The sequence below is a fragment of the Rhodococcus opacus B4 genome, assembly GCF_000010805.1.
In the GTDB taxonomy this organism is placed as follows: domain Bacteria; phylum Actinomycetota; class Actinomycetes; order Mycobacteriales; family Mycobacteriaceae; genus Rhodococcus_F; species Rhodococcus_F opacus_C.
The window spans coordinates 223,844-250,679 of the sequence record NC_012522.1; the positions used below are offsets into that span (position 1 = coordinate 223,844).

Here is a 26,836-nt window from a genome sequence, read left to right on the forward strand (position 1 = left end):
TCAGTGCGTGCCCAGATAGTCCTCGAGGACGGGCCCCACCACGGCCAGGACCTCGGGTTCGATCATCTGGTTGTGCTCGCACTCGATCTTGACTTCCCGGATGCCACCGGTGACCGAATCACGCCATTCCTCCGGTGAATGCTCGCCCGTAGACGCCGACCCGGCGGCGGTGAAGAACAGCAGGTCCCCGTCGAACACCTGGGGCCGGAAGTTGTTCATGATCCGCGAGGAGTTCGTGAACCCGGCGCTGATCCGCTCGAGGTGCCGGGGAGTCAGTCCGGTCTTCTGCCCGAACGCGTCGTCCAGCAACTCGACGGCCCGCTCGTACGTGAGTTCCTCCCCGGAGACGGACTCGAGATCCAGCCCCAGACCGTGCAGCAACTCGGCCACGGTGAGCGTCTCCGGGCCCTGCTCGGTCCCGTTCGCCACGTAGCTGTCCATGAGGGCGAGGGTGTCGACGGCCTCCCCCTCCCGCCGCAGCTCGACGGCCATGGCGTGGGCGATGACGCCGCCGAGCGACCAGCCCAGCAGGTGGTACGGCCCGTGCGCCTGGACCTTGCGCATCTCCAGCACGTACCGGTGTGCCAGTTGCTCGATCGAGTCGACGGCCGTGCCGCCGCTGATGATCGGCAACTGCAGGCCGAACGCCGGACGGTCCGGCGAGAGGTGCTGCAGAAGTCCCGCGTACCCCCACGACAGTCCGATCCCGGGATGGATGCAGAACAGCGGCGCCTTGTCGCCCGTCGGGCGCAGCGGGATGACGACGCCGAGCGCCTCGTCCACCGGCGACCCGGCGGCGTTCTCGGTGTCGACCCGGAGTGCCAGCCCCGCGGGCGTGGGATCCAGGAACATGGACTGCAACGGGATCTGCCGTCCGAGGCGGTCCTGCAGCACCGTGATCACCCGGGTGGCGACGATCGAGTTGCCACCGAGGTCGAAGAAGCTGTCGGCGGTGCCGACCCGGTCCACGCCCAGCACCTCGGCGAAGGCCTCGACGATGATCCGCTCGGTCGCCGTCGTCGGGGCCCGGAAGGCCGCGCCGGTGGTGCCGAACTCGGGCGCGGGCAGCGCCTTGCGGTCGAGCTTGCCGACCGGGGTCATCGGGATCTGGTCCAGGACCACCACGGCCGAGGGGACCATGTGCGCGGGCAGCCGGTCGGACGCGTGGGTGCGCAGTTCCGCCGGCTCGAGGTCGTGGCCCTCGGCGGCCCGCACGTACGACGCGAGGAGCGTGTCGCCGGACGGACCGGTGTGACCGATGGTGGCCGCGAACGCGACCGCGGGGTGGCGGGCGAGCACGGCGTCGATCTCACCGAGTTCGATACGGAAGCCGCGGACCTTCACCTGGAAGTCGGTGCGGCCGATGTACTCGATGGTGTGGTCGCCGCGCCAGCGCACGACGTCGCCGGTGCGGTACATCCGGCGGCCGGGCTCCCCGTACGGGCAGGCGACGAACCGTTCGGAGGTGAGCGCCGACCGGTTGTGGTACCCGCGTGCCAGTCCGGGACCGGTGATGTACAGCTCGCCGGGCACGCCTGCCGGGACGGGCTGCAGGCGCTCGTCGAGGACCAGCGAACCGAAGCCCAGCGCGGGGGCGCCGATGTTCACGACGCCGCCCGGCCGCATCGGGGCGCTGACGCTCGCCTGAATGGTCGTCTCGGTGGGCCCGTACCCGTTGTGCATGTTGCGGTGCTTGCCCCAGATCTCCACCAGCTCCGGCGGGCACGCCTCACCGGCCACCGCGAGAACCCGCAGCGACTCGAGCCCCACGTCCTCGATGGACGACAGTGCGGTGGGTGTGATGAACGCGTGCGTGACCTCGTTGCGCCGGAACAGGTCCGCCAACTCGGCGCCGCCGAACACGGTGGGCGGCACGATCACGACCCGGGCCGAGGCACCGAACGCCATCATCAGCTCGAAGATCGACGCGTCGAAGCTCGGCGACGCCAGATGCGAGACCCGGGAGTCGTGCGTGACCTGGAACCGTTCGTGCTCCTCCGCGGTGAGGTTGGCCATGCCGCGGTGAGTGACGATGACGCCCTTGGGCTTTCCGGTCGATCCCGACGTGTAGATCAGGTACGCCGGGTGCGCCAGATGGAGCGGGGCCGTGCGGTCTGCGTCGGTGACCGGCGCCGAGGACACGTCCGCGACCTGCTTGGCGAACGCGTGGTCGTCGAGCACCAGCCACGGCACCGTGTCCGGCAGGTTGTCGCGCCGACCGGCGACGGTCAGGCCGATCGACGCCCGGCAGTCGGTGAGCATGTAGTCGATGCGGTCCCGCGGGTAGGTGGGATCGACGGGCACGAACGCGGCACCCGACTTGGCCACCGACCAGATCGACACCACTTCCTCGATGGACCGCGGCATGCCGATCGCCACGAACGTCTCCGGCCCGGCACCCTGAGCGCACAGCACCCGCGCCAGCCGGTTGGACCATTCGTCGAGTTCTCGGTACGTGACCTGCCGGTCCTCGAAGGACAGCGCCACCGAGTCGGGGTCGAGGGCCGCGGCGGCCGTCAGCAGGTCCGGCCACACCTCGGGGCGCACGTCGGGCTTGCCGCGGGCCGGGACCATCTCGTCGATCTCCGCGTCGTCGAGCATCGGGACGGTGCCGATCGGCCGGTCCGGATCTGCGACGACGGCGGCGAGGATCCGCACGAACCGGTCCGCGATCGAGCGCGCCGTGTCGGGGTCGAACAGGGAGACGGCGAAGTCGAGGCCGCCCGCGACACCCGCGGGCGCCCCGTCCTGATCGAACCGCTCGGCCAGGATCACCTCGAGATCTTCCTTCACCACCCGGGTCTCGAGGTCCACGTTCTCGACCCGCAGGTCCGGAAGTTCCAGCGTCGGGTTCTCGTTGTTCTGGAACTCGAGGGCCACCTGGAACAACGGTGAGTACGACGTGGACCGGGTCGGGTTGAGTTCCTCGACGAGCCGCTCGAACGGCAGATCGGCGTGCGCGAACGCCGCCAGGTCGGATTCCCGGATCTGCTGCACCAGTTCGGTGAACGTGGCGGACGGATCGATCCGGTTCCGCAGGACCAGCGTGTTGACGAACATGCCGACCATCTCGTCGAGCGCCTCCTCGCCACGCCCGGCGACCGGGGTGCCGATGACCACGTCGTCCGTGCTGCCCAGCCGCGACAGCAGGACGGCCAGCGCGGCGTGGACGGCCATGAACATCGTCGCGTTGTTCGCCCGCGCCAGCGCCGTCAGCCGCTGGTGGAGATCGGCGTCGATCGCGAACTCGACCCGATCCCCCTCGAACGTCTGCTGGATCGGCCGTGGCCGGTCGGTCGGCAACTGGATGACGTCCGGCAGCCCGGCGAGGGCCTCCGACCAGAACCGCAGCTGCCGGTTGATCATCGACTCGGGATCGTTCTCCGAGCCGAGGCCGGCATGCTGCCACAGGGTGTAGTCGGCGTACTGCACGTGCAGCGGAGCCCACTGCGGGCCCGCGCCCGCGAGCCGCGACGTGTACGCCACCATGACGTCGCGGGCGAGCGGCGCCAGGGAGAATCCGTCGGCGCAGATGTGGTGCACCACGATCGTCAGCACGTGATGGTCGGGCGCCGTCCGGAACAGGGCCGCCCGCACCGGGACGTCGGTGCTGACGTCGAACCCGCGGGACACCAGGTCCATGATGTGCCGCGGCAGGTCCGCCGCGTCCACCGGCACCGTGTCGACGCCCGGTTGGGCGTCGGCGGCGGCCAGGATCCGCTGGGTCGGTTCGTTGTCGACCGTCGGGAAGACGGTGCGCAGCGTCTCGTGCCGGTCCAGGACGTCGGCCATCGCCAGGCGCAGGGCGTCCTCGTCCAGGGTTCCGGTCAGCCGCACCGCCAGCGGAATGTTGTAGGCGGGTGAGGACGTGTCGAACTGGTTGAGGAACCACATCCGCTTCTGCGCCAGCGACAGCGGAATCCGGTCGGGCCGTTCGACGGGGGCGAGCGCGGGGCGGGCGCCGCCGCTCACACTGTCGGCGACGCGTTCGGCCAGCGACCGGGCGTCGGGGGCCTCGAACAGCGCACGCACCCCGATGTCGGTGTCCAGGGCGTCCCGCAGCCGCGCGGTGACGCGCGTCGCGACCAGCGAGTTGCCACCGAGGTCGAAGAAGTTGTCGTCGATGCCGATCCGTTCGAGACCGAGGACGTCGGTGAAGATGTCCACGATCTTGCGTTCGAGGTCGTTGGTCGGCGGCTGGAACTCCGTGGTGGTGACATGGAACTCGGGCGCGGGCAGCGCCGACCGGTCCAGTTTGCCCACCGGGGTCAACGGGATCTCGTCGAGGAACATGATGCTCGTCGGCACCATGTGCGCGGGCAGCCGCGTCGACAGGTGCGCGGTCAGCTCGGCGGGGTCGACACCCCCCTCCGTGACGGGCAGCAGGTACGTCACCAGCACGGTGTCACCGGACGGGCCGGGGGCACCGAGCGTCGCGGCGAAGCCGACCCCGGGGAACGTGGCGATCTCGTTGTCGATCTCACCGAGCTCGATGCGGAACCCGCGGATCTTCACCTGGAAGTCGCTGCGGCCCACGTACTCGACGGTGTGATCGGCGCGCCACCGGACGATGTCGCCGGTGCGGTACATCCGCTCCCCCGCCTCCCCGAACGGGTTGGCGACGAACCGCTGGCTGCTCAGTTCCGGGCGCCGGTGGTAGCCGCGGGCGAGACCCGCACCGGTGATGTACAGCTCGCCGGGAACACCGACGGGCACCGGCTGGAGCCGGGAATCGAGGACGAGTTCGCCGACGCCGCGGATCGGGCCGCCGAGAGTGATCGGCTCGCCGACCGTCATCGGGTCGCTGATGTTGGCCATCACCGTGGTCTCGGTGGGCCCGTACGCGTTGGACAACTGCCTGCCCGGCGCCCAGCGGGTCACCAGTTCGGGCGGGCACGCCTCGCCGCCGAACACCACGTGCTGGAACTCGTCGAGCCCCTCCGGGTCCACCGTGGACAGCGCCGCGGTGGTGACGAAGGCGTGGGTGACGTGTTCGGACCTGATCAGTTCGGCCAGTTCCGCTCCGCCGTACACCGTCGGCGGCGCGATGACCATCGTGGCGCCGACCCCGAACGCCTGCAGGTACTCGAACACCGACCCGTCGAAGCTCGGTGTCGAGAAGTGCAGTGTGCGGGACGTCTGGGCGGCCGCGAAGCGCTGCCGCTGGTCCTCGGCGAAGTTGTCGAGGCCCTCGTGGGTGACGACGACGCCCTTCGGCTTACCCGTGGAACCGGAGGTGTAGACGATGTACGCCGCGTTGTCGAGGCTTATCGGCGACCGACGGTCCGAATCGGCCACCGGCAGAGCAGGTTTCGCCTGGCACGCCTTCTCGAACTTGGGTGAGTCGAGCTGCAGCCACGGCACCGAGTCGGGCAGCGACTTCTCGTACGCGGCCATGGTCAGCCCGATGGTGGCACCCGAATCGGTGAGCATGTGCTCGATGCGGTCCATCGGGTAGTTCGGGTCGACCGGGACGAACGCGGCACCCGTCTTGGCCACCGCCCACACGGCGAGCACCGACTCGATCGACCGGGGAATGCCGAGCGCCACGAACGTCTCCGGGCCCGCGCCGCGGGAGATGAGGACCCGGGCGAGCTGGTTGGAGCGCTCGTTGAGTTCGCGGTAGGACACGTTGCGGCCCTCGAACGTCAGCGCCGTGCGGTTCGGATCCAGCGCCGCCGCGTCCTCGAAGATCTGCGGCAGCGTCCGGACGGAGAACCCGGGGCGGCCGCGCACCGGCGCGAACTCGGCGAGTTCGGCCTCGGTGAGCAGTTGCATGTGGGCCAGGGGGATCTCGGGCCGGTCGGCGAGAGCGTCGAGCACCCGCCGCAGCCGGTCCGCGATCTCGTCGACCGCGCTTTCCTCGAGCACGTCGGGGAGGTACTCGAACTTGAAGTTCAACCGGGCGTCACCGGAGGCGACGACGGCGAGCGGGTAGTGCGCGGAGTCCTTGCCGTCGATGCCGAGGACGAACATCCCGGCGATGTCGGTCTGTTCGGTCAGTCCCGCCTCGTCCACCGGGTACGACTCGAACACGGTCAGCGTGTCGAACGTGCCGCCGCCGCCGACCGCCGACTGGATGTCGGTCAGCCCCACGTAGTGGTGGTCGAGCAGCGTGGCCTGCTCGCGCTGCACGCGTTCGAGCAACTCGCCCAGCGACTCCCACGGGTCGAGGGTGACCCGCACCGGGAGGGTGTTGATGAACAGACCCACCATCGACTCGATGCCGGAGATCTGCGGCGGCCTGCCGGACACCGTCCCGCCGAACACCACGTCGGAGCGGCCGACCAGCCCGCCCAGCACGATTCCCCACGCCGTCTGGACGACGGTGTTGAGGGTGAGCCCACGTTCGCGGCTCAGGTCCCGCAACCGGGTGGTGTGCTCCTCGGACAGCGTGAACGCGGTTTCCTCCGCGACGGCGGAGTGCGCCTCACCGCGCTCCAGCGGGGCCAGCAGCGTCGGCTCCTCGACACCGTCGAGCGCGGCGCGCCAGGCGTCGAGGGAGTCCGTGGTGTCGTGGCGTTTCATCCACGTCAGGTAGTCGCGGTACGAGTGGACCCGCGGCAGCAGGCTGCCGTCGGCGTCCAGGGCGTACAGCGTCAGCAGATCCCGGAGGACCAGCGGCGTCGACCAGCCGTCGAGCAGGATGTGGTGGTTGGTCAGGATCAGCCGGTACTCGTCGTCGGTGAGCCGGACCAGGGCGAGGCGCAGCAACGGCGCGTCCGCCATGTCGAACTTCACCGACCGGTCCCGGGCCACGATCCGCTCGTATTCGCGGGTGGTCTCCTCGGGGCCGAGCGCCGAGAGGTCGAACTCCGACCACGGCAGTTCCACGTGCTGCTGGATGATCTGCGCGGAGGCGCCGGCACTGTCGTGGACGAACGCCGCCCGGAGGTTGGGGTGCCGGTCCAGCAGGGCCTGCCCGGCCCGGCGGAACCGGTCCGGGTTCACGTCGCCGCGCAGCTTCAGCGCCAACTGCACGAGGTACGGGTCGACCGTGGCGTCCGAGAACTGGGCGTGGAACAGCAGCCCCGACTGCAGCGGGGACAGCGACCAGATGTCCGACAGCGCCGGGAACCGGGCCTCGAGCCGGTCGATGGCGTCCTGGTCGAGCGTGACCAGGTCCAGGTCGGACGGTGTCACGCCGCCGGCGTCGGGCCGCGCGACGTGGGTGGTCAGGGCGGTCAGCGCCTGCACCCACAGGTCGGCGAGCGCGCGGACCTCGGACGGGGTGAGGACCCCGGTCGGGAATGCCCACGTGGCCCGCAGCCGGTTGCCGTCGGGTCCGGTGCCGGTGACGGCGTTGATGTCGAGCGCCGACGCCACCGGGATGTCCGAGGCGGGGATGTCGTCGAGTTTGGTGTCCGTCACCGGGACCCAGGCGTGCCCGTGGACGTCGGTGGACGTCGCCCCGCCCAGCCGGCCCAGGTAGTTGAACGTGACCTGCGGCTTCGCGAGCGCCCGCAACTGGTCGGCGCTGTCCTGGCCGAGGTAGCGGAGCATGCCGTACCCGATGCCGTGGTCCGGGATGGCCAGCAGCTGTTCCTTGATCGCCTTGATCGCCGACCCCGCGCCCCGGCCGCCGGCGAACGCGTCGTCGAGGTCGATGCCCGACAGGTCCAGGCGCACCGGGAACATGGCCGTGAACCAGCCGACGGTGCGGCCCAGATCGGCACCCGGCAGCACCTGGTCCTCGCGGCCGTGGCCCTCCAGGCTCACCAGCGATTCGCGCGTGAGATCGCCGCGCCCGCGCCGCCACTGCGCCAGCGCCAGCGCCAGCGCGGTGAGCAGGCCGTCGTTGACGCCGCCGTGGAACGCCTCCGGAACCCGGGTCAGCAGCGCGTCCGTGACGTCGGCGGGCACCTCCACGGTGACCTTCTCGACGGTCCCGGCGACGTCGATCGCGGGATCGAGCGGACGCGATCCGATCAGCGGGTCGTCGGCCTCGAGCACCCGGCGCCACAGTTCGATCTCGGCGCCGCGCTCGCGGGTCGCGTCGACGAGTCCGTGCGACCAGCGCCGCATCGACGTGCCGACCGGCTCGAGTGCCGGTTCCTGACCCGCGGAGACCTGCGCCCACGCCGTCGCCAGGTCGGGGACCAGGATCCGCCACGACACCCCGTCGACCACCAGGTGGTGGGCGACGACCAGCAGCCGCCCGCCCTCGGTGCCGGCGTCGAACCACACCATCTGCAGCATGACCCCGGCCTCGGGGTCCAGTCGCTCTGCGGCGGAGTCGAGTTCGCGGGTGGCGACGTCCGCGAACGCGGAGCCGACCACCGACGGGACCTCGACCCGGTGCAGCACGTCGTCCACGTCGACGGCGCCCGTGGCCTGCACCTCGATCCGCCACTGCGGTGCTGCGCCGACCAGCCGCGCCCGCAGCATGTCGTGGTGATCGACAACGGCCGCGATCGTGCGCTTCAGCAACGTCTCGTCGGCCGCGGCGGGCAGCGACAGCAGCGCGGTCTGGGTGTAGCGGCGGAAGTCGCCGCCGCGTTCGAGCAGCCACGTCGTGATCGGGGTGACCGGCATCTCGCCGATACCGCCGCCGGGCAGTTCGTCGAGGACCACCACGTCGGCGGCGCCCGCCCAGGACGCGGCCTCGGCGAGCGAGGCGACGGTCTTGGCCTCGAACACGTCCCGGGGGGTGAGCACCACACCGGCGGCCTTCGCGCGGGCCACCAGCTGGATCGACATGATGCTGTCGCCGCCGAGGGCGAAGAACGAGTCGTCCACCCCCACCGATTCCAGTCCGAGCACCTCGGCGAACAGGCCGGCCAGGACGGTTTCCATCTCCGTCGCCGGGGCGCGGCCCGCCGACACCCGGGCCCCGAAATCGGGTTCCGGCAGCGCGCGGCGGTCGAGTTTGCCGTTGCTCGTCAACGGCAGCGCGTCGAGCACGACGAGGGTGGCGGGCACCATGTACGAGGTGAGCTGGGTGCCGACGAACTCGAGGGCGGAAGACACCTCGACGGTGGCGCCGGATTCCGGAACCACGTAGCCGATCAGCCGGTGGCCGCCGTGCCCGTCGTCTCGGGTGAGGACGACGGCCTGCGCGATGCCGCGGTACCGGAGCAGGGCGGATTCGATCTCGCCGAGTTCGATGCGGAACCCGCGGATCTTCACCTGGAAGTCGCTGCGGCCCAGGTACTCCAGCTGGCCGTCGGTGTTCCAGCGCGCCAGGTCACCGGTGCGGTACATGCGGGCGCCGGGACGGAGCGGGTCGGCCACGAACCGGGTGGAACTGAGCCCGGCCCGGCCCAGGTAGCCGCGGGTGACCTGATCGCCCGAGACGTACATCTCGCCGATGGTGCCCGGGGGCACCGGGTGGAGGCGCCGGTCCAAGACGTGCACGTGGAGCCCGGCGATGCCGCGGCCGATCACGCTGGCCGACGCCGACTCCGCGAACGCACGGTCCAGCGCGAGGTAGCTGACGTGGACCGTCGTCTCGGTGATGCCGTACATGTTCGCCAGGGTCGGGGCAGCGTCGTCGTGCCGCGAGTACCAGCGGCCGAGCTGACCGAGGTCGAGAGCCTCACCGCCGAAGATCACGTACCGCAGCGCCAGTGCCGCCGCGTTCACGTCGATCTCCGAGACGATGCGGTCGGTCTCGGCGAGCTGATAGAACGCGGTCGGGGTCTGGTTGAGGACGGTGACCTGTTCGTTGCGCAGCAACTCGTGGAACATCTCCGGCGACCGTGCCGTGTAGTAGTCGACGACGACCAGCCGGCCGCCGTACAGCAGCGGCCCCCACAGCTCCCACACCGAGAAGTCGAACGCGTACGAGTGGAACATCGTCCACACGTCGTTCTCGTCGAATCCGTACAGCGGCTGGGTGTTCGCGAACAGGGTCAGCACGTTGCGGTGCGAGACGACGACGCCCTTGGGACGGCCCGTGGACCCGGACGTGTAGATGACGTACGCCACCGACGCGGCGTCGAGCGGCGTCACCCGGTCGGCGTCGGTGATCGTCGCCGGCGACTGCTGCGCGAGGTCCGCCGTGGTCTCCGGGTCGTCGAGCAGGATCGCCGGGGTCTCCGAATCGGGCAGGGCGGAGACGTCGCCGGTGGTGGTGATCACGCAGTTCGGTGCGGCGTCCTCGAACACGAACGCCAGCCGGTCCGCCGGGTAGGTGATGTCGACGGGCAGGTAGCCGCCGCCCGATTTGATCACGGCCAGCAGGGCGATGATCAGATCGCAGGTGCGCGGCAGGGCCACGGCCACCAGCGTTTCCGGACCCACGCCCTGGGCGATGAGCAAGCGGGCCAGCCGGTTCGCCCGGGCGTCGAGTTCCGCGTACGTCAGCGCCACGTCCTCCGACGTCACGGCCGTGGCGCCGGGGAACCGGGCCACACTCTGCGCGAACCGGTCCGCGAGGGTGTCGGTGCCCGCCTCGACTCCGGCGGTGTTCCACACGGTCGCCATCGCCGACCGCTCGGCGGCGTCGGTGATCACGATGTCACCGACCGGGGCCTGCGGGTCGGCGGTGACGGCGGTAAGGATGCGCAGGAACCGGTCGGCGAACGTGCGGACGGTTCCGGCGTCGAACAGGTCGGTGGCGTAGATGAACGCCGCGGTGATCCCCGACGCCACTCCGTCCGCGTCGAATCCTTCCTCGACGCTGAGCTGCAGGTCGAACTTGGCGACCTCGAGGTCGAAATCGACGGCGGCCGCGGTGAGTTCGGGTAGCTCGAGGCGCGGCGTCTCGTTGTTGCGGAACTCGAGCAGCGCCTGGAACAGCGGCGAGTGCGCGGTGGACCGCTCCGGCGCGAGCACGTCGACGAGCCGCTCGAACGGCAGGTCCGAGTGGTGGAACGCGGCGAGGTCGGTGCCCCGCACCTGATCGATCAGGGCGCCGAAACCCGCCGCCGGGTCGACGGCGCTCCGCAGCACCAGGGTGTTGACGAACATGCCGACCATGTCGTCGAGCGCGGCGTCACCGCGACCCGCGATGGGTGTGCCGACCGCGATGTCCTCGGTGGACGACAACGCGGACAGCAGCACCGACAGGGCCGCGTGCACGGCCATGAACATGGTGGAGTTGTGTTTGCGCGCCAGCGCGGACAGCGCCCGGTGCACGTCCGCCGGAATCGTGAAGTCGACCTGCGCACCCCGGAACGACTGCTGGACCGGGCGCGCCCGGTCGGTCGGCAGCTGGAGGAGTTCGGGCAGGTCGGCCAGCTGATCCGTCCAGTACCGGAGCTGCTGGGAGATCAGCGACTCGGAGTCGCTCTCGTCGCCCAGCAGTTGCAGCTGCCACAGCGTGTAGTCGGCGTACTGCACCGACAGCGGGTTCCACTGCGGCGCGCTTCCCGCGATGCGGGCGGCGTACGCGGTCATGACGTCGCGGGCGAGCGGGGTCAGCGAGAACCCGTCGGCGCAGATGTGGTGCACGACGATGACGAGCACGTGATCGTCGGGGGCGAGTGCGAACAGCGCCGACCGCATCGGCACGTCGGCCGTCACGTCGAAGCCGGCGGTCGCGAGGCCGGCGATGTGCTCGCGGAGTTCGGCCTCGGACACCTCGGTGATCTCGAGGTTCGGTGTCCACTGACCGGGCGAGAGCACCACTTGGGTCGGTTCACCGTCGTGGGACGGGAAGACGGTCCGCAAGGATTCGTGCCGGACGAACACGTCCGTCACCGCCGCGCGCAGCGACTCGACGTCCAGGTGACCTGTCAGCCGCACGGCCAGGGGGATGTTGTAGGCCGCCGAGGACGTGTCGAACTGGTTGAGGAACCACATCCGCTTCTGCGCCAGCGACACCGGCACGTGCGCGGGCTGCGCCATCGGGCCGAGCGGGAGCCGCACGTGGTCGCCGTCCTGGGCGGGGGCGAATGCCGTCGACTCGATGAGGCGGGCCAGCTGGTGGATCGTCGGCGCCTCGAACAGGGTGCGGACCCCGATGTCGGTGTCGAGTTCCGCTGTCAGGCGGGCGGCGACCCGGGTCGCGATCAGCGAGTTGCCGCCGATGTCGAAGAAGTTGTCGTCGATGCCGACCCGTTCGATGCCCAGGACGGTGGTGACGACGTCGGCGATCGTGTGTTCGAGGACCGTCGACGGCGGCCGGAAGGCGTCGGAGGTGGGCAGGAACTGCGGTTCGGGCAGCCCCGCCCGGTCGAGCTTGCCGACCGGGGTGAGCGGGATCTCGTCGAGGATCATGATGCTCGACGGGACCATGTGCGCTGGCAGCAGGTTCGCCGTCCATTCCTTCAGTTCCGGCGGTTCGAGCACCGACTCGGCCTCCGGCAGCACATAAGACACGAGCACGGTGTCGCCGGCGGGACCGGGGCGGCCGAGGGTGACGGCGAACGCGACGGACGGGTGCCCGGCGAGTGCGCTGTCGATGTCGCCGAGTTCGATGCGGAAGCCGCGGATCTTGACCTGGAAGTCGGTGCGGCCCAGGTATTCGACGGTGTGATCGGACCGCCACCGCGCGAGGTCACCGGTGCGGTACATCCGGTCGCCCGCTTCGCCGTAGGGGTTGGCGACGAACCGCTCACTGGTCAGCCCGGCGCGGGCATGGTAGCCGCGGGCCAGGCCCTCGCCGGAGATGTAGAGTTCGCCGGCGACGCCGACCGAGACCGGTTGCAGCCGCGAGTCGAGGATCACCTCGGACACGCCGCGGACGGGACCGCCGATGGTGACGGTCTCCCCCACCTGCAGGTGGTCGCTGAGGTTGCTCATGATGGTGGTCTCGGTGGGACCGTAGCCGTTGTACAGGGTGCGGCCCGGCGCCCAGCGGGTCACCAGTTCCGGTGGGACGGCCTCGCCGCCGGCGACGACGTTCTGGAACACGTCGAGACCCTCGGGGTCCACGGAGGCCAGCGCCGCGGGGGTGACGAACCCGTGGGTGACGCCCTCGGCCCGGATCAGCTCCGCGAGTTCCTCACCGCCGTAGACGGACGGCGGCACGATCACCATCGTCGCGCCGACGGCGAACGCCAGCAGGTACTCGAGGACCGAGGCGTCGAAACTCGGCGAGGAGAAGTGCAGGGCCCGGGACGCCGAATCCGTCGCGTAGCGGTCTCGCTGCTCCTCGGCGAAATTGTCAAGACCGCGGTGGCTGACCACCACACCCTTCGGTTTGCCGGTGGACCCGGACGTGTAGATGACGTACGCCGGGTGCGCGAACCGCAGCGGCACGACGCGTTCGTCGTCGGTCACGGTGTCGGTGGACATCGCCCCGACGGCGGCGTCGGTCTCGGCATCGTCGAGGGTCAGCCACGTGACCGCGGCGGGCAGCCGGTCGCGATCGGCGCCCACCCGCACGCCGAACGTGCACCCGGAGTCGGTGACCATGTGCTCGACCCGTTCCCGCGGGTAGGTCGGGTCGACCGGGACGAACGCGGCGCCGGTCTTGGTGATCGACCACACCGCGAGCACCGATTCGATGGACCGTGAAATGCCCAGGGCCACGATGTCTTCCGGGCCGACGCCGCGGCCGATGAGCAGGCGCGCGAGCTGGTTGGAGCGTTCGTCGAGTTCCCGGTAGGACATCCGGCGGTCCCCGAACACGAGCGCGGTCGCGTCGCCCGACGCGGCGGCCGTGTCGGCGAACATCTGCGGCAGGGTGCGCACGGACCGGCCCGGCTTGCCGCGGGCCGGAACCAGTTCCGCTTCCTCGACGTCGGTCAGCAGGCGCAACTGTGCCAGCTTCATGCCGGGGTGCTCGGCGAGCGCGATCAGCGCACGGACGACCCGGTCGCCGATCCGTTCGACGGCGGCGCGGTCGAACAGATCCTCGACGTATTCGAGCTTCAGTTGCAGGTTCTCGTGCGCCGAGGCGATCAGCGCGAGCGGGTAGTGCGCGGCGTTCGCGCTGTCGTGCACGTCGAGGACGTGCATGCCGGCGATGTCGGTCTGCTCGGTCAGCCCTTCCCGGTCGACGGGGTAGGACTCGAACACCGTCAGCGTGTCGAAACCGGCGCCCGGACCGGCCACCGACTGGATGTCGGTCAGTCCGACGTAGTGGTGGTCGAGCAGTGCCGCCTGCTCGCCCTGGATGCGTTCGAGCAACTCCCCCAGCGTTTCCCGCGGATCGAGGGTGACCCGCACCGGGAGGGTGTTGATGAACAGGCCGACCATCGACTCGATGCCCGCGATCTGCGGGGGCCGACCCGACACCGTCCCGCCGAAGACGACGTCGGAGCGGCCGACCAGGCCGCCCAGCACGATTCCCCACGCGGTACGGATCAGGGTGCTGAGGGTCAGCCCGTGTTCGCGTGCGAGCACACTGAGCTGATCGGTGCGGTCGACGTCGAGTTCGACGATGAGTTCACTCGACTGCGTGTCGCTCTTGGCCGCGGCGTCGGCCGGCGCGAGCAGCGTCGGCTCCTCCACTCCGGCGAGGGCACGATGCCACACACCGAGGGAGTCCTCGGTGCTGCGGTGCGACATCCACGCGAGGTAGTCGCGGTACGGGTGCACCCGCGGCAGCGCCGTGGCGTCCCCTTCCGTGGCGTACAGGGTCAGGAGGTCGCGGATCAGCAGCGGCATCGACCAGCCGTCGAGCAGGATGTGGTGGTTGGTGATGATCAGGCGCTGCTCGTCCGCACCGACCTGGATCAGCATGAACCGCAGCAGCGGCGGGGTGGCCATGTCGAACCCGCGGCGGCGGTCGGTGTCGAGGAGTTCGGTGATCTCGGCTTCGCGGCTGTCCTCGTCGAGTGCGGACAGGTCGATCTCCGTCCACGGCAGTTCCGCGTACCCGTGGACCGCCTGGACGGGGGTGCCGCCCTCGTCGTAGACGAACGACGCCCGCAGGTTCGCGTGCCGGTCGAGCAGGGCCTGCCCGGCCACCCGCAGTCGGGACGAGACGGCGCCGCGCAGTTCGAGTGTCACCTGCACGGTGTAGGAGTCGATCGACTCGTCGGCCAGCAACGCGTGGAACAGCAGTCCGGACTGCAGTGGCGACAGCGACCAGATGTCGGACAGCGCCGGGAAGCGCGACTCGATGCGGTCGATGGCGTCCTGGTCGAGGCTGACCAGTTCGAGGTCGGACGGGGTCACGCCGCCGGCGTCGGGGCGGGCCGCGTACGTCGTGAGCGCGGTCAGCGCCCGCACCCACAGTTCCGCGAGTTCCCGCACCTCGGCGACCGTGAGGACACCGGCCGCGTACGCCCAGGTGGCGCGCAGCTGAGGCCGGTCGTCCACCTCGGTGGTGACGGCGTTGACGTCGATGGCCGAGGTGACCGGGGTGTCGAGGTCCTGCGCCCGGTCCATGTCGACTTCACCGGTCGGTGTCCAGCCGGCGCGGGTGGCCGCCTCGGACAGGTCGGCGGCGAAGCGTCCCAGGTAGTTGAAGCTGATCTGCGGCAGCGAACGGGCCGCGAGCAGCGGTGCGGTGTCGGCGTTGAGGTACCGCAGCATGCCGTACCCCATGCCGTGGTCCGGGATGGCCAGCAGCTGTTCCTTGATCGCCTTGATCGCCGACCCCGCGGCCCGGCCGCCGTCGAACGCGTCGTCGAGGTCGATGCCCGACAGATCCAGGCGCACCGGGAACATGGCCGTGAACCAGCCGACGGTGCGGCCCAGATCGGCACCCGGCACGACCTGGTCCTCGCGGCCGTGGCCCTCGAGGCTCACCAGGGTGCCGTCGACGGACCGTCCGTGCAGGGTGTGGCCGCGGGTGCGCCGCCACTGGGTGACCGCCATCGCCAGCGCGGTGAGCAGGCCGTCGTTGACGCTGCCGTGGATCGCCTCCGGAAGGGCCGTGAGGACGGCCTCGCTGACCTCGGCGGGCAACTGCACCGTCACCCGGCCCACGGTCGCGTTGACGTCGACGTCGGGGTCGAGCGGGCGGCTGCCGACCAGCGGGTCCTCGCAGTCGAGGATGCGCTGCCACAGATCCAGTTCGCCCGCCCGGTTCGCCGCCTCGTCGACCAGGCCGTGCGCCCACCGGCGCATGGACGTGCCGACCTGTTCGAGCGCCGGTTCCTGGCCCGCCGAGATCTGCGCCCACGCGGTCGCGAGGTCGGGGACGAGGATGCGCCACGACACACCGTCGACGACGAGGTGGTGCGCGACCACGAGCAGGCGGCCGCCGGACTCCCCGGCGTCGAACCACACCACCTGCATCATGACGCCGGCCGCCGGATCGAGCCGGTCCAGCGCGGCGTCGAGGTCCGCGATGACGGTGGCCGCGAACGCCGGTGTTCCCGGGGCCGCGGACACCGCGACCCGGCGGATCAGGTCCTGCGCCTCCACCGCACCGATCGGGCGGACGGCGAGATGCGATTCGTCGGCGGAGACCATCAGCTGCGCGCGCAGCATGTCGTGCCGGTCGAGGACGGCCTGGAACGTGCCGATCAGCGGTTCGAGTTCCCGCAGGTTCGGCGGCGCGGTCAGCAGCGCGGACTGCGACATCCGGTTGAATTCGCCGCCCCGTTCGAGCAGCCACTTCGTGATCGGGGTGGTCGGCATGTCGCCGACACCGCCGCCGGGCAGTTCGTCGAGGACGACGATGTCGGCGGCGCCGATCCACGATGCCACCGCGGCGAGACCGGCGACGGTCTTGGCCTCGAACACGTCCCGCGGGGTGAGCACCACGCCCGCGGCCTTCGCGCGGGCCACCAGCTGGATCGACATGATGCTGTCGCCGCCGAGCGCGAAGAACGAGTCCTCGACACCGGCGGATTCCAGTCCGAGCACCTCGGCGAACAGTCCGGCGAGCACCTCTTCCATCTCCGACACCGGCGCGCGGCCGGTCGACACCCGGGCCCCGAAGTCGGGCTCGGGCAGCGCACGACGATCCAGCTTGCCCGCCGGGGTGAGCGGCAACTGGTCGAGGACGATCAGCGCGGACGGCACCATGTACGGGGCGAGGAATCCGCCGACGAAATCGAGGACGGCTTCCGGGTCGAGTTCGGCGCCTGCGGTGGGGACGAGGTAGCCGACGAGCCGGTTGGCGCCGGTGCTGCCCCTGTGCGCGGACACCACCGAGCGGGCCACCCCCGGGTAGCGGGTGAGGGCGTTCTCGATCTCACCCAGTTCGATCCGGAACCCGCGGATCTTCACCTGGAAGTCGCTGCGGCCCAGGTACTCCAGCTGACCGTCGGTGTTCCAGCGCGCCAGGTCACCGGTGCGGTACATGCGGGCGCCCAGGCCGCCGTACGGGTTGGCGACGAACCGCTCCGCGGTGGTGCCCGCCCGGTCCTTGTAGCCGCGGGCCAGACCGGAACCGGTGACGTACAGTTCGCCGGTCACCCCGTTCGGCACCGGGTGCAGGCGGGAATCGAGCACCATCTCGCCGGTACCCATCGGCGGACGGCCGATGGTGACGCCCTCACCGGGCAGCATGGGCCCTGTCACGCTCGACACGACCGTCGCCTCGGTGGGTCCGTACGCGTTGAACATCCGCCTGCCGCCGGTCACCCACTGCGCCACCAGCTCCGGCGGGCATACGTCGCCTCCGGTGGCGACGCACTCGAGCTGGTCGAGTCCCGCGGGATCCACGGACGCCATGGCCGCCGGGGTGATGAACGCGTGCGTGACCCGGCCCTCCCGGAGCACGTCGGCGAGTTCGGTGCCGCCGATGACTGAGGCCGGGGCGATCACCATCGTCGCGCCGGACCCGACCGCCAGCAGCAGTTCCAGGATGGAGGCGTCGAAGCTCGGCGACGAGAAGTGCAGGGTCCGCGACCGCGGGGTGACACCGAACCGGACGCGTTCGTCGGTGGCGAAGTTCGCGAGACCGCGATGGGTGACGACGACCCCCTTCGGGGTGCCGGTGGACCCGGACGTGTAAATCAGATAGGCCGGGTTCTCCAGTGCGAGCGGGTGTGTCCGGTCGGCGTCGGTGACGACGGCGGCGGAGTGCGCGCTCACCTGGTCGCCGAAGCCGGGTGCGTCGACCACGACGTAGGGGGTGCAGTCCGGCAGGGTGGGCCGGAACTCGGCGACGGTGAGCGCGAGCGCCGCACCGGAGTCGCTGAGCATGTGGACGATCCGGTCGGTCGGGTAGTTCGGGTCGACCGGGACGAACGCGGCACCGGTCTTGGCGACCGCCCACAGCGACAGCACCGACTCGGGTGAGCGCGCCATCGCCAGCGCGACCACCGATTCCGGGCCGATGCCCCGCCCGATCAGCAGGCGGGCGAGACGGTTCGACCGCTCGTCGAGCTCCCGGTACGTCACCTCGCTGCCTTCGTAGGACAGCGCGGCCGCCTTCGGGTCCACGGACGCCGCGGACGCGAGCAGTTCCGGCAGAGTCCGCGGTTCGGCGTCGGGCCCGTCCATCACCGGCGTGAGCGCCGCGCGTTCGGACGCCACCATCAGGTCGATGTCGCCGACGGCCATGCCCGGCTCCGACGTCACCGCGTCGAAGATCCGCTGCAGATAGTCGGCGAAACCGGCGATCGTCGACGCATCGAACAGGCTCGACGCGTAGGTGAACGCAACGGAGATCCCGGCCGGTTCCCCCGACACCCCGAATTCCTCGGTCAGTGTGAGCTGCAGGTCGAAGTTGGAGATGTCCGTGGCCAGGTCGAGTCCGGTGACGGTCAGCCCGGGCAGCTCCAGCCGTGGCCGCTCGTTGTTGCGGAACTCCAGTACCACCTGGAACAGCGGCGAATGCGACGTCGCGCGTTCCGGCGAGATGGCGTCGACCAGCCGCTCGAACGGCAGATCCGCGTGGTGGAACGCGTTGAGGTCGGCGTCTCGGACCGTGGACAGCAGGTCGGTGAACGTGCCGGACGGTTCGACCGGGGTGCGCAGCACCAGGGTGTTGACGAACATGCCGACCATGTCGTCCAGCGCAGCGTCGCCGCGGCCGGCGATCGGGGTGCCCACCGCCACGTCGTCGGTGTCGCCCAACCGGGCCAGCAGCACGGCCAGCGCGGCGTGGACGGCCATGAACACACTCGAATTGTGTTCGCGGGCAGTCGTGATCAACCGGCTGTGGATCTGCCGGTCGATGCTGAACGAGTGGATGCCGCCGCGCATCGACTGCTGCGTCGGGCGCGGGTGGTCCGTCGGCAGCGCTAGCAGTTCCGGAAGCCCGGCGAGCGTGTGCGTCCAGTAGTCGAGCTGGGCGGCGAGCAGACTGTCCGGGTCGTCGGCGTTGCCGAGCACCCGGTGCTGCCAGAGCGCGAAGTCGGCGTACTGCACCGGCAGCGGCGTCCAGTCCGGTGCCTGACCCCCGGTGCGGGCGGCGTAGGCGGTCATCACGTCCCGGGCGAGCGGGGCCATGGAGAACCCGTCGGCGCTGATGTGGTGGACGACGATGACGAGAACGTGCTCGCCGGGATCCGTGCGGTACAGGGCAGCGCGCACCGGCACCGACACCGTGACGTCGAAACCGGCGCCCGCAAGACGCGAAATATGCTCGGGCAGTTGCCCTTCCGTCGAGTCGATCGGCGTGAGGTCCGGCACCACGTCCTCGGTCGGCAGGATCACCTGGAGGGGCTCGCCCTCCACCATCGGGAACCGGGTGCGCAGCGACTCGTGCCTGTCCATCACGTCGGCGACGGCGTCCTGCATCGCGTCCTCGTCGAGGTCGCCCGTCAGCCGCACCGCGAGCGCGATGTTGTAGGCCGGGGAGTCCAGGTCGAACTGGTTGATGAACCACATGCGCTTCTGCGCCAGCGAGACCGGCAGGTGGGCGGGGCGCACCCCGGCCACCAGCGGCGGACGTTCGGCGCCCTGCCCGGCCTCGGACTCGATCCGGGTGGCCAGCGCCGCGACGGTCGGGGCGTCGAAGATCTCCCGGACCCCGATCCGGCTGCCGAGGGCGGCGTTGACCCGCGCCACCAGCCGGGTCGCCACCAGCGAGTTGCCGCCGAGGTCGAAGAAGCTGTCATACACGCCGATCCGCGGTGCGTCGAGCAGGTCCGCGAAGATCGACGCGAGGATCTCCTCGATCGGGTTGCGCGGGGTGACGAATTCGGCGGACGGGCTGAGGAATTCCGGCTCGGGCAGCGCGCCGCGATCCAGCTTTCCGGTGGCGCCCAGCGGGAACCGGTCGAGCACGATGATCCGGGTCGGCACCATGTACGCGGGCAGCGCCTCCGCCGCCGCGTCGCGCACGACCGCGGTGTCGATGTCGGCGCCCGCCACCGGGATCACGTAGCCGACGAGGCTTTCGCCGGTGGCCTCGCTGCGGTGCACGGTCACGACGGCCTGCGCCACCGACGGGTGCGCCAGCACGGCCGCCTCCACCTCGCCGAGTTCGATGCGCTGTCCGCGGAGCTTGACCTGGAAGTCGCGGCGGCCGATGTATTCGATGTTGCCGTCGGCGCGCCAGCGGACCACGTCGCCGGTGCGGTACATCCGCTGTCCCGGTGCGCCGAACGGGTTCGCCACGAACCGGTCCGACGTCAGGTCGCTGCGGCCGACGTAGCCGCGGGCCAGCTGAACGCCGGCCAGGTACAGCTCGCCGTGCACCCCGACCGGGACCGGGTGCAGCCGGGAGTCGAGGACGTACAGCTGCGTGTTCCACACGGGTGCACCGATCGGGACCGAGGCGCGGTCGCCTTCCGTGCACTCCCAGAAGGTGACGTCGACGGCGGCCTCCGTCGGGCCGTACAGGTTGTGCAGCGCCGCGGAGCCGAATTCGCGGAAACTGTCGGCGGTGGCCGGCGGCAGCGCCTCACCACTGCAGAACACCTGGCGCAGCGAACCGCACAGGTCGGGTTCGGCGCCCGCGGTGAATACAGCGAGCATCGACGGCACGAAGTGCATGGTGGTGACCTGGTGGTCGGCGATGATGTGGGACAGGTACGTCGGGTCCCGATGACCGTCCGGCGCGGCGAGAACCAGTCGCGCACCGACCTCGAGAGGCCAGAACAGTTCCCACACCGACACGTCGAACGTGACCGGCGTCTTCTGCAGCACCACATCCGTGTGGTCCATCCGGTACGTGTCCTGCATCCACAGCAGCCGGTTGGCGATCGCCCGGTGACTGACGGCGACACCCTTCGGCCTGCCCGTCGAACCGGACGTGTAGATCACGTAAGCGGTCGAATCGGGGTGGATCGGACCGCCCCGCTCCGCGTCGGTGATCGGGGTGCTGGGCCGCTGGGACAGGTTGAGGGTGTCGATCTCGATCACGGCGGCGTCCGCGCTGTCGACGCCCTCGCACCGGTCGCGGGAGGCGGTGAGCACGCAGGCGGGTTCGGCACTCTCGATCACATACGCGATCCGCGACGCCGGATGGTCGGGGTCCAGCGGCACGTACGCGGCACCCGTCTTCTCCACCGCGTAGATCGCGATCATCAGTTCCAGGGACCGGCGCAACGCGACGGCGACCCGGGATTCGGGGCCGACACCGCGGGCGAGGAGTTCGCGGGCCAGCCGGTTGGCGCGGGCATCGAACTCCGCGTAGAGCAGTTCCTCTTCGGCGAACACCACGGCCACGGCGTCCGGGGTCCGGGCGACCTGCGACTCGAACAGGCTGACCAGGGTCGCGGAGTCCGGGACGGGAACGTCGGTGTCGATCCACTGCTCGAGCATCCGGTGCGTCTCGTCCGCGCCGATCAGGTCGAGGTCGCCGACCTTCGCGTCCGATCCGGCGGTGACGGTCTCGAGCAGGGTGACGAACCGCGCGGCCAGCGCCGTCATCGTCGGCGGGTCGAACAGTTCCGACGCGTAGGAGAACTGGACGTCGATCGCGCCCGGGGCACCGGAGTCCTCGATGTGCTCGGTGAGGATCACCTGGAGGTCGAACTTGGCGGCGCCGGTCTCGAGAGCCTCGACCTCCACGTCGAGTCCGGGCAGCTCGAGCCGCGTGTTCGCGAATCCCTGCAGCACCAGCATCACCTGGAACAGTGGTGAATGTGCCTCGGAGCGGGTCGGTTTCAGTTCGTCGACGAGCCGCTCGTAGGGCAGGTCGGTGTTGCTGAACGCCTCCAGATCCACGGAGCGGGTGTGCGAGAGGATCTCGGGGAAGTTGCGATCGGGGTCGACGGTGGTGCGCAGGACGACGGTGTTGACGAACATGCCGACGACGTCGTCGAGTTGCCGTTCTCCCCGGCCGGAGACCGGGGAGCCGATCGACACGTCGGACGACCCGCTCGACCGGGACAGCAGGACCGCGAGAGCCGCGTGTACCACCATGAACAGGCTGGCGTCGTTCGCGGCCGCGATGTCGAGCAGCGCGGTGTGGATGCGTGCCGGAATCGTGAAGTCGGCGGTGGCACCGATCATCGACTGCCGGGCCGGGCGCGGGCGATCGGTCGGCAGATCCATGACCTCGGGGGCACCGTCGAGGGTGCGGGCCCAGAACGCCAGCTGCCGGGACAGCAGACTCGTCGGATCGTCGGGTGAACCGAGCAATTCTCGCTGCCACACCGCGAAATCGGCGTACTGCACCTCGAGCGGCGCCCACTGCGGCGCCTCGCCGGCGGCGCGGGCGTGGTAGGCCACCATGACGTCCCGGGTCAGCGGCGTCATCGACAGGCCGTCGGCGGCGATGTGGTGCACCACGAACACCAGCACGTGGTCGTCGGTGGCGGTCCGGTAGAGCTCCGCCCGGATCGGCGGTTCCACGGTGACGTCGAATCCGGTTGCGGCGTCGTCGATCAGGCGGGATTCGAGCTCGCTCTCGGCGACCTCGATCACGTCGAGCCGGGGGCTCACCTCCGCAGCCGGCAGCACCACCTGGATCGGACCGTTGGGGGTGTTCGGGAACACGGTCCGCAGCGATTCGTGGCGGGTGAGGACGTCGCTCACCGCGGTCCGCAACGCGTTCACGTCGAGCGTGCCGCGCAACCGGATGCCGACGGGAATGTTGTAGGCGGGCGAGGCCGTGTCCAACTGGTTGATGAACCACATCCGCTGCTGCGCCAGCGACACCTGCACCGGGCCGGAACCGGCCCGGGGCGCGAGCACGGGGCGGGCGGAAGTGCGGGGCCCGGCGGCATCCACACGGGCACTGAGCAACGCGACGCTGGGCGCCTCGAACAGATCCAGCACCCCGATCTCCGTGCCGAGAGCGGAGTTGACCCGGGACACCACACGGGTCGCGACGAGGGAGTCGCCACCGAGGTCGAAGAAGCTGTCGTCGACGCCGATGCGCTCGACTCCGAGCAGCGTCGCGAACACCTCCGCGATCTGCATCTCGGTCGGGGTCACCGGCGCCCGGTAGACGGTGGACGTCGCCTCGAACTGCGGTTCCGGCAACGCCTTCCGGTCGAGCTTGCCCGCCGGGGTCAACGGGACCTCGAGGAGCTCCATCACCCTGGCGGGCACCATGTGCGCGGGCAGCGCGGCGGCGGCGTGCTCGAGGATGTCGCCGACGGCGATCTGCGCGCCGTCCTCGGGCAGCACGTACGTCACCAGCGCCGTGTCGCCGGACGGTGCGGTGCGTCCGACGGTGGTCGCGAACGCCACACTCGGGTGCGATCGGACGACGGCGTCGATCTCGCCGAGTTCGATCCGGAACCCGCGGATCTTCACCTGGAAGTCGGTGCGGCCGAGGTATTCCAGCTGACCGGCGGCGTTCCACCGGGCCAGGTCGCCGGTGCGGTACATCCGCTCACCGGGCGTCCCGTGCGGGTCGGCGACGAACCGCTCGGCCGTCGGGACCGACCGATCGTGGTACCCGCGTGCCACGCCGTCGCCGGTGATGTACAGCTCGCCGGGCACCCCGGCGGGAACGGGGTGCAACCGCGAATCGAGCACCAGCAGACCGCAACCGCGAGACGGACGGCCGATGGTGACGGGTTCGCCGACCGTCAGCGGCCCCGCGACACTCGCGACGACGGTGGCCTCGGTGGGACCGTACGCATTGAACATGACGCGTCCCGGCGCCCACTGCTGCACCAGCGCAGGAGGACAGCTCTCACCACCGGTGACGACGCACCGGATGTGGTCGAGACCGGTGGGATCGACGGACGCCAGCGCGGCGGGCGTCACGAACGCGTGCGTCACCCGTTCGCGGCGCAGCAGGTCGGCGAGTTCGGTGCCGCCGTACACCGTCGACGGTGCCACCACCATCGTGGCGCCGGCGCCCACGGCGAGAAGCAGTTCCAGGATCGACGCGTCGAAACTCGGTGAGGAGAAGTGCAGGGTGCGCGCCTCCGCGGTGACGTCGAACCGCTGCCGCTCGTCCTCGGCGAAATTCGCCAGGCCGACGTGCGTGACGACCACACCCTTCGGGGTGCCGGTCGAGCCGGACGTGTAGATCAGGTAGGCCGGATCCGCCGTCCGCAACGGCCGGAGGCGGTCGGCATCGGTGACCGCACCGGCGGTGTGCTGCTCCAGTTCCCGGCTGAACGACGGGTCGTCCATGACCAGCCACGGCGTGATCGTCGGCAGCGACGAGCGGTGCGCCGTGGCCGTGAGACCGACGACAGCACCGGAATCGGTGAGCATGTGTTCGATCCGGTCGGCCGGGTAGTTCGGGTCGACCGGGACGAACGCGGCCCCGGACTTCGCCACCGCCCACGTGGCCAGCACCGACTCGATCGAGCGCGCAATCGCCAGCGCCACAACCGAACCCGGCCCCACACCGCGGCCGATCAGCATGCGGGCGAGCCGGTTCGAGAGCTCGTCGAGTTCTGGGTACGTCAGGGTACGCCCCTCGTAGACGAGGGCGTCCCCGTCGCCGCCCGCCGTGACGGCACCGGCGAGGAGTCCGGGCAGCGTGCGGGGCTCCACCGCGGGCTCGTCGCGGACCGGCGCGAGCTCCGCGTACTCGGCCGGTTCGAGGAGGTCGACGTCCCCGATCGGCGCGGCCGGATCCGCCGTCACCGCATGCAGGATGCGGACGAAGCGGGCGGCGAGCGCCTCCGCGCTGTCGCGGTCCCACACGTCCGTGGCGAACCGCAGCCGGCCGTTGATGCCGCCGTTCTCCGATTCGGTGAGGGAGAACACGAGATCCAGCCCCAGGGCCCGGTGTTCACGCTGGATCGGGCTGACCGTCACGGTCCCCGAGGAGTCGTGCGGATGGCCGCCGTCGGTGAACTCGAGCATCACCTGGAACAGCGGCGTGTGCGACGGGTCGGGGTCGGCCACCACGGCGGCGACGAGATCGTCGAACGGCAGCGCCGCGTGCGAGAACGCGGCCCGGTCGGCGTCCCGGACCCGGCTCAGGTGGTCGGTGAACGACGACGCCCCGTCCACCTGCGACCGCAGGACGGCCTTGTTGAAGAACGCTCCGGCTTCCGGGTCTTCGGAGTCGGTCGTGTCGCGCCCGACGATCGGTGTTCCGACGACGACGTCGTCGGTGTCGCCCAACCGGCCCAGCAGCACGGCCAGCGCGGCGTGCAGGGTGGTGAAGATGCCGGTGCCGGCCTCCTCGGCCAGCAGTGCCGCGCGGTGCCGCACCTCGGCGTCGACGGCGAACCCCACGACCTCGCCCGCGCCGGCCCGCTCGGCCGGGCGCGGCCGGTCCAGCGGCAGCCCCGTCACCTCGGGCAGTCCCGCCAGCTCCCGCTTCCAGAACGCCAGCTGGGACTCCTGCTCCAGGAACCGCGCGCCGAGGCGTGCGCTCTCGGCGTGGATGTCGGCGGTCCGCGCCTGCGGCTCCGCGGCGACGAATTCCTCGATCAGCTCCACGAACCGGCGGTGGTGGGCGCGCAATTCCTCCGAGCCGTACCGGTTGGGGTTGCCGCGGAAATCGAGCAGCGTCTCGCCGTCGCCGCCCTGATAGATGTTGACCAGCAGGTCGTCCACCGGGCCCGACGTCACGATGTGGTACTCGCCGCTGACGGTGCCCAGCGTGAACGCCTGGTGGAACAGCATGACGTTCACCATCGGGCCGGCCAGGCCCTCCGCGGTCCCCGCGAGTCCCGCGTCCCGGCGGATGTCCTCGAGGCTGCACCGCTGATGACGCAGCGCACCCATCAGTTCGAGCTGCGTCCGCTGCACGAGTTCGGCCACTGTGTCCTCGGGGCGGACCGTGATCCGCAGCGGGGCGACGTTGACCAGCATGCCGCCGGACCGCTGCAGCGGCGCCGTGGTGCGCGCCGACACCGGGAGGTTGATGAGCACGTCGCGCTTGCCCGTCATGCGGGACAGGTAGCAGGCGAATCCGGCGAGCAGGACGGCCGCCGACGTGGCACCGACCCGCTGATCCGACTCGCCGAGGAAACCCAGCGCGGATTCGGAGATCCTCGCGCTCTCGAGCCTGCTCTGCGCGGCCGCGGGGGCGTCGTGGGTGGCGAGCGTCGAACCGTGCTCGATGCCGACTATCCGTTCGGCCCAGTACAACCGGTCGTTCTCGAACCGGCTCGACTTGCGGTACTTCTGGTCGAGTTCGTACAGCTCGCGCAGGTCCAGGGCACGATTCGGTTCCGGTTCGGTGCCCTCGATCGCCGCGGTGTACAGCGCCGCGATCCGGTTCACCATCGTCATACCGCTGTACCCGTCGAGCGCGACGTGGTGAATCCTGGTGTACCACAAGTAGTGCTGCTCACCGACCTGCAGGACGTTCATCTGTACCAGCCGGTCCCGGGTGAGCCGGAGCGGCGTCGCGTAGTCCTCGTCGATCCACCTGCGCGCGGCGTCCATCGGGTCGGACTCTCCCCGGAAGTCGAGGAAGCCGATCGACGGGTCGATGCTGAAATCGACCGCCTGGTACGGCTCCCCGTCGACATCGAGCAGTCGCAGGAACGGCGACTGGAACTCCTGACCGGCCCGCACGGCCGCGTCGCTCAGCAGGTCCAGGTCTATCTCGCCCCGCAACTCGATGTACTGGGCGATGAACTTCGGGACCGTGGGGCTCAGTTGTTGGGCAAACCACATGCTCCGTTGCACCGAGGAGAGCGGGAAGGCCCCTTCGGGAACGTTCACATCTCCGGCGCCGTCATTCGGCTGCGGCGAATTCACACTCGTCATCTCGTTCCCCCAGCGGGTAGAAGACCTTGGATGCGCAAGTCCTGCGCGTGAG

The 26,836-nt window shown here is 70.4% G+C and carries 1 protein-coding gene; it reads right to left on the reverse strand.

All coding sequences use genetic code 11. The features are described 5' to 3' along the window. Window positions 1–26,784 (reverse strand): non-ribosomal peptide synthase/polyketide synthase, encoded by a 26,784-nt coding sequence (locus tag ROP_RS01185; protein ID WP_012687513.1) that lies wholly within the window; start codon window positions 26,782–26,784, stop codon window positions 1–3. Between the last annotated feature and the right edge of the window lie 52 nt (window positions 26,785–26,836).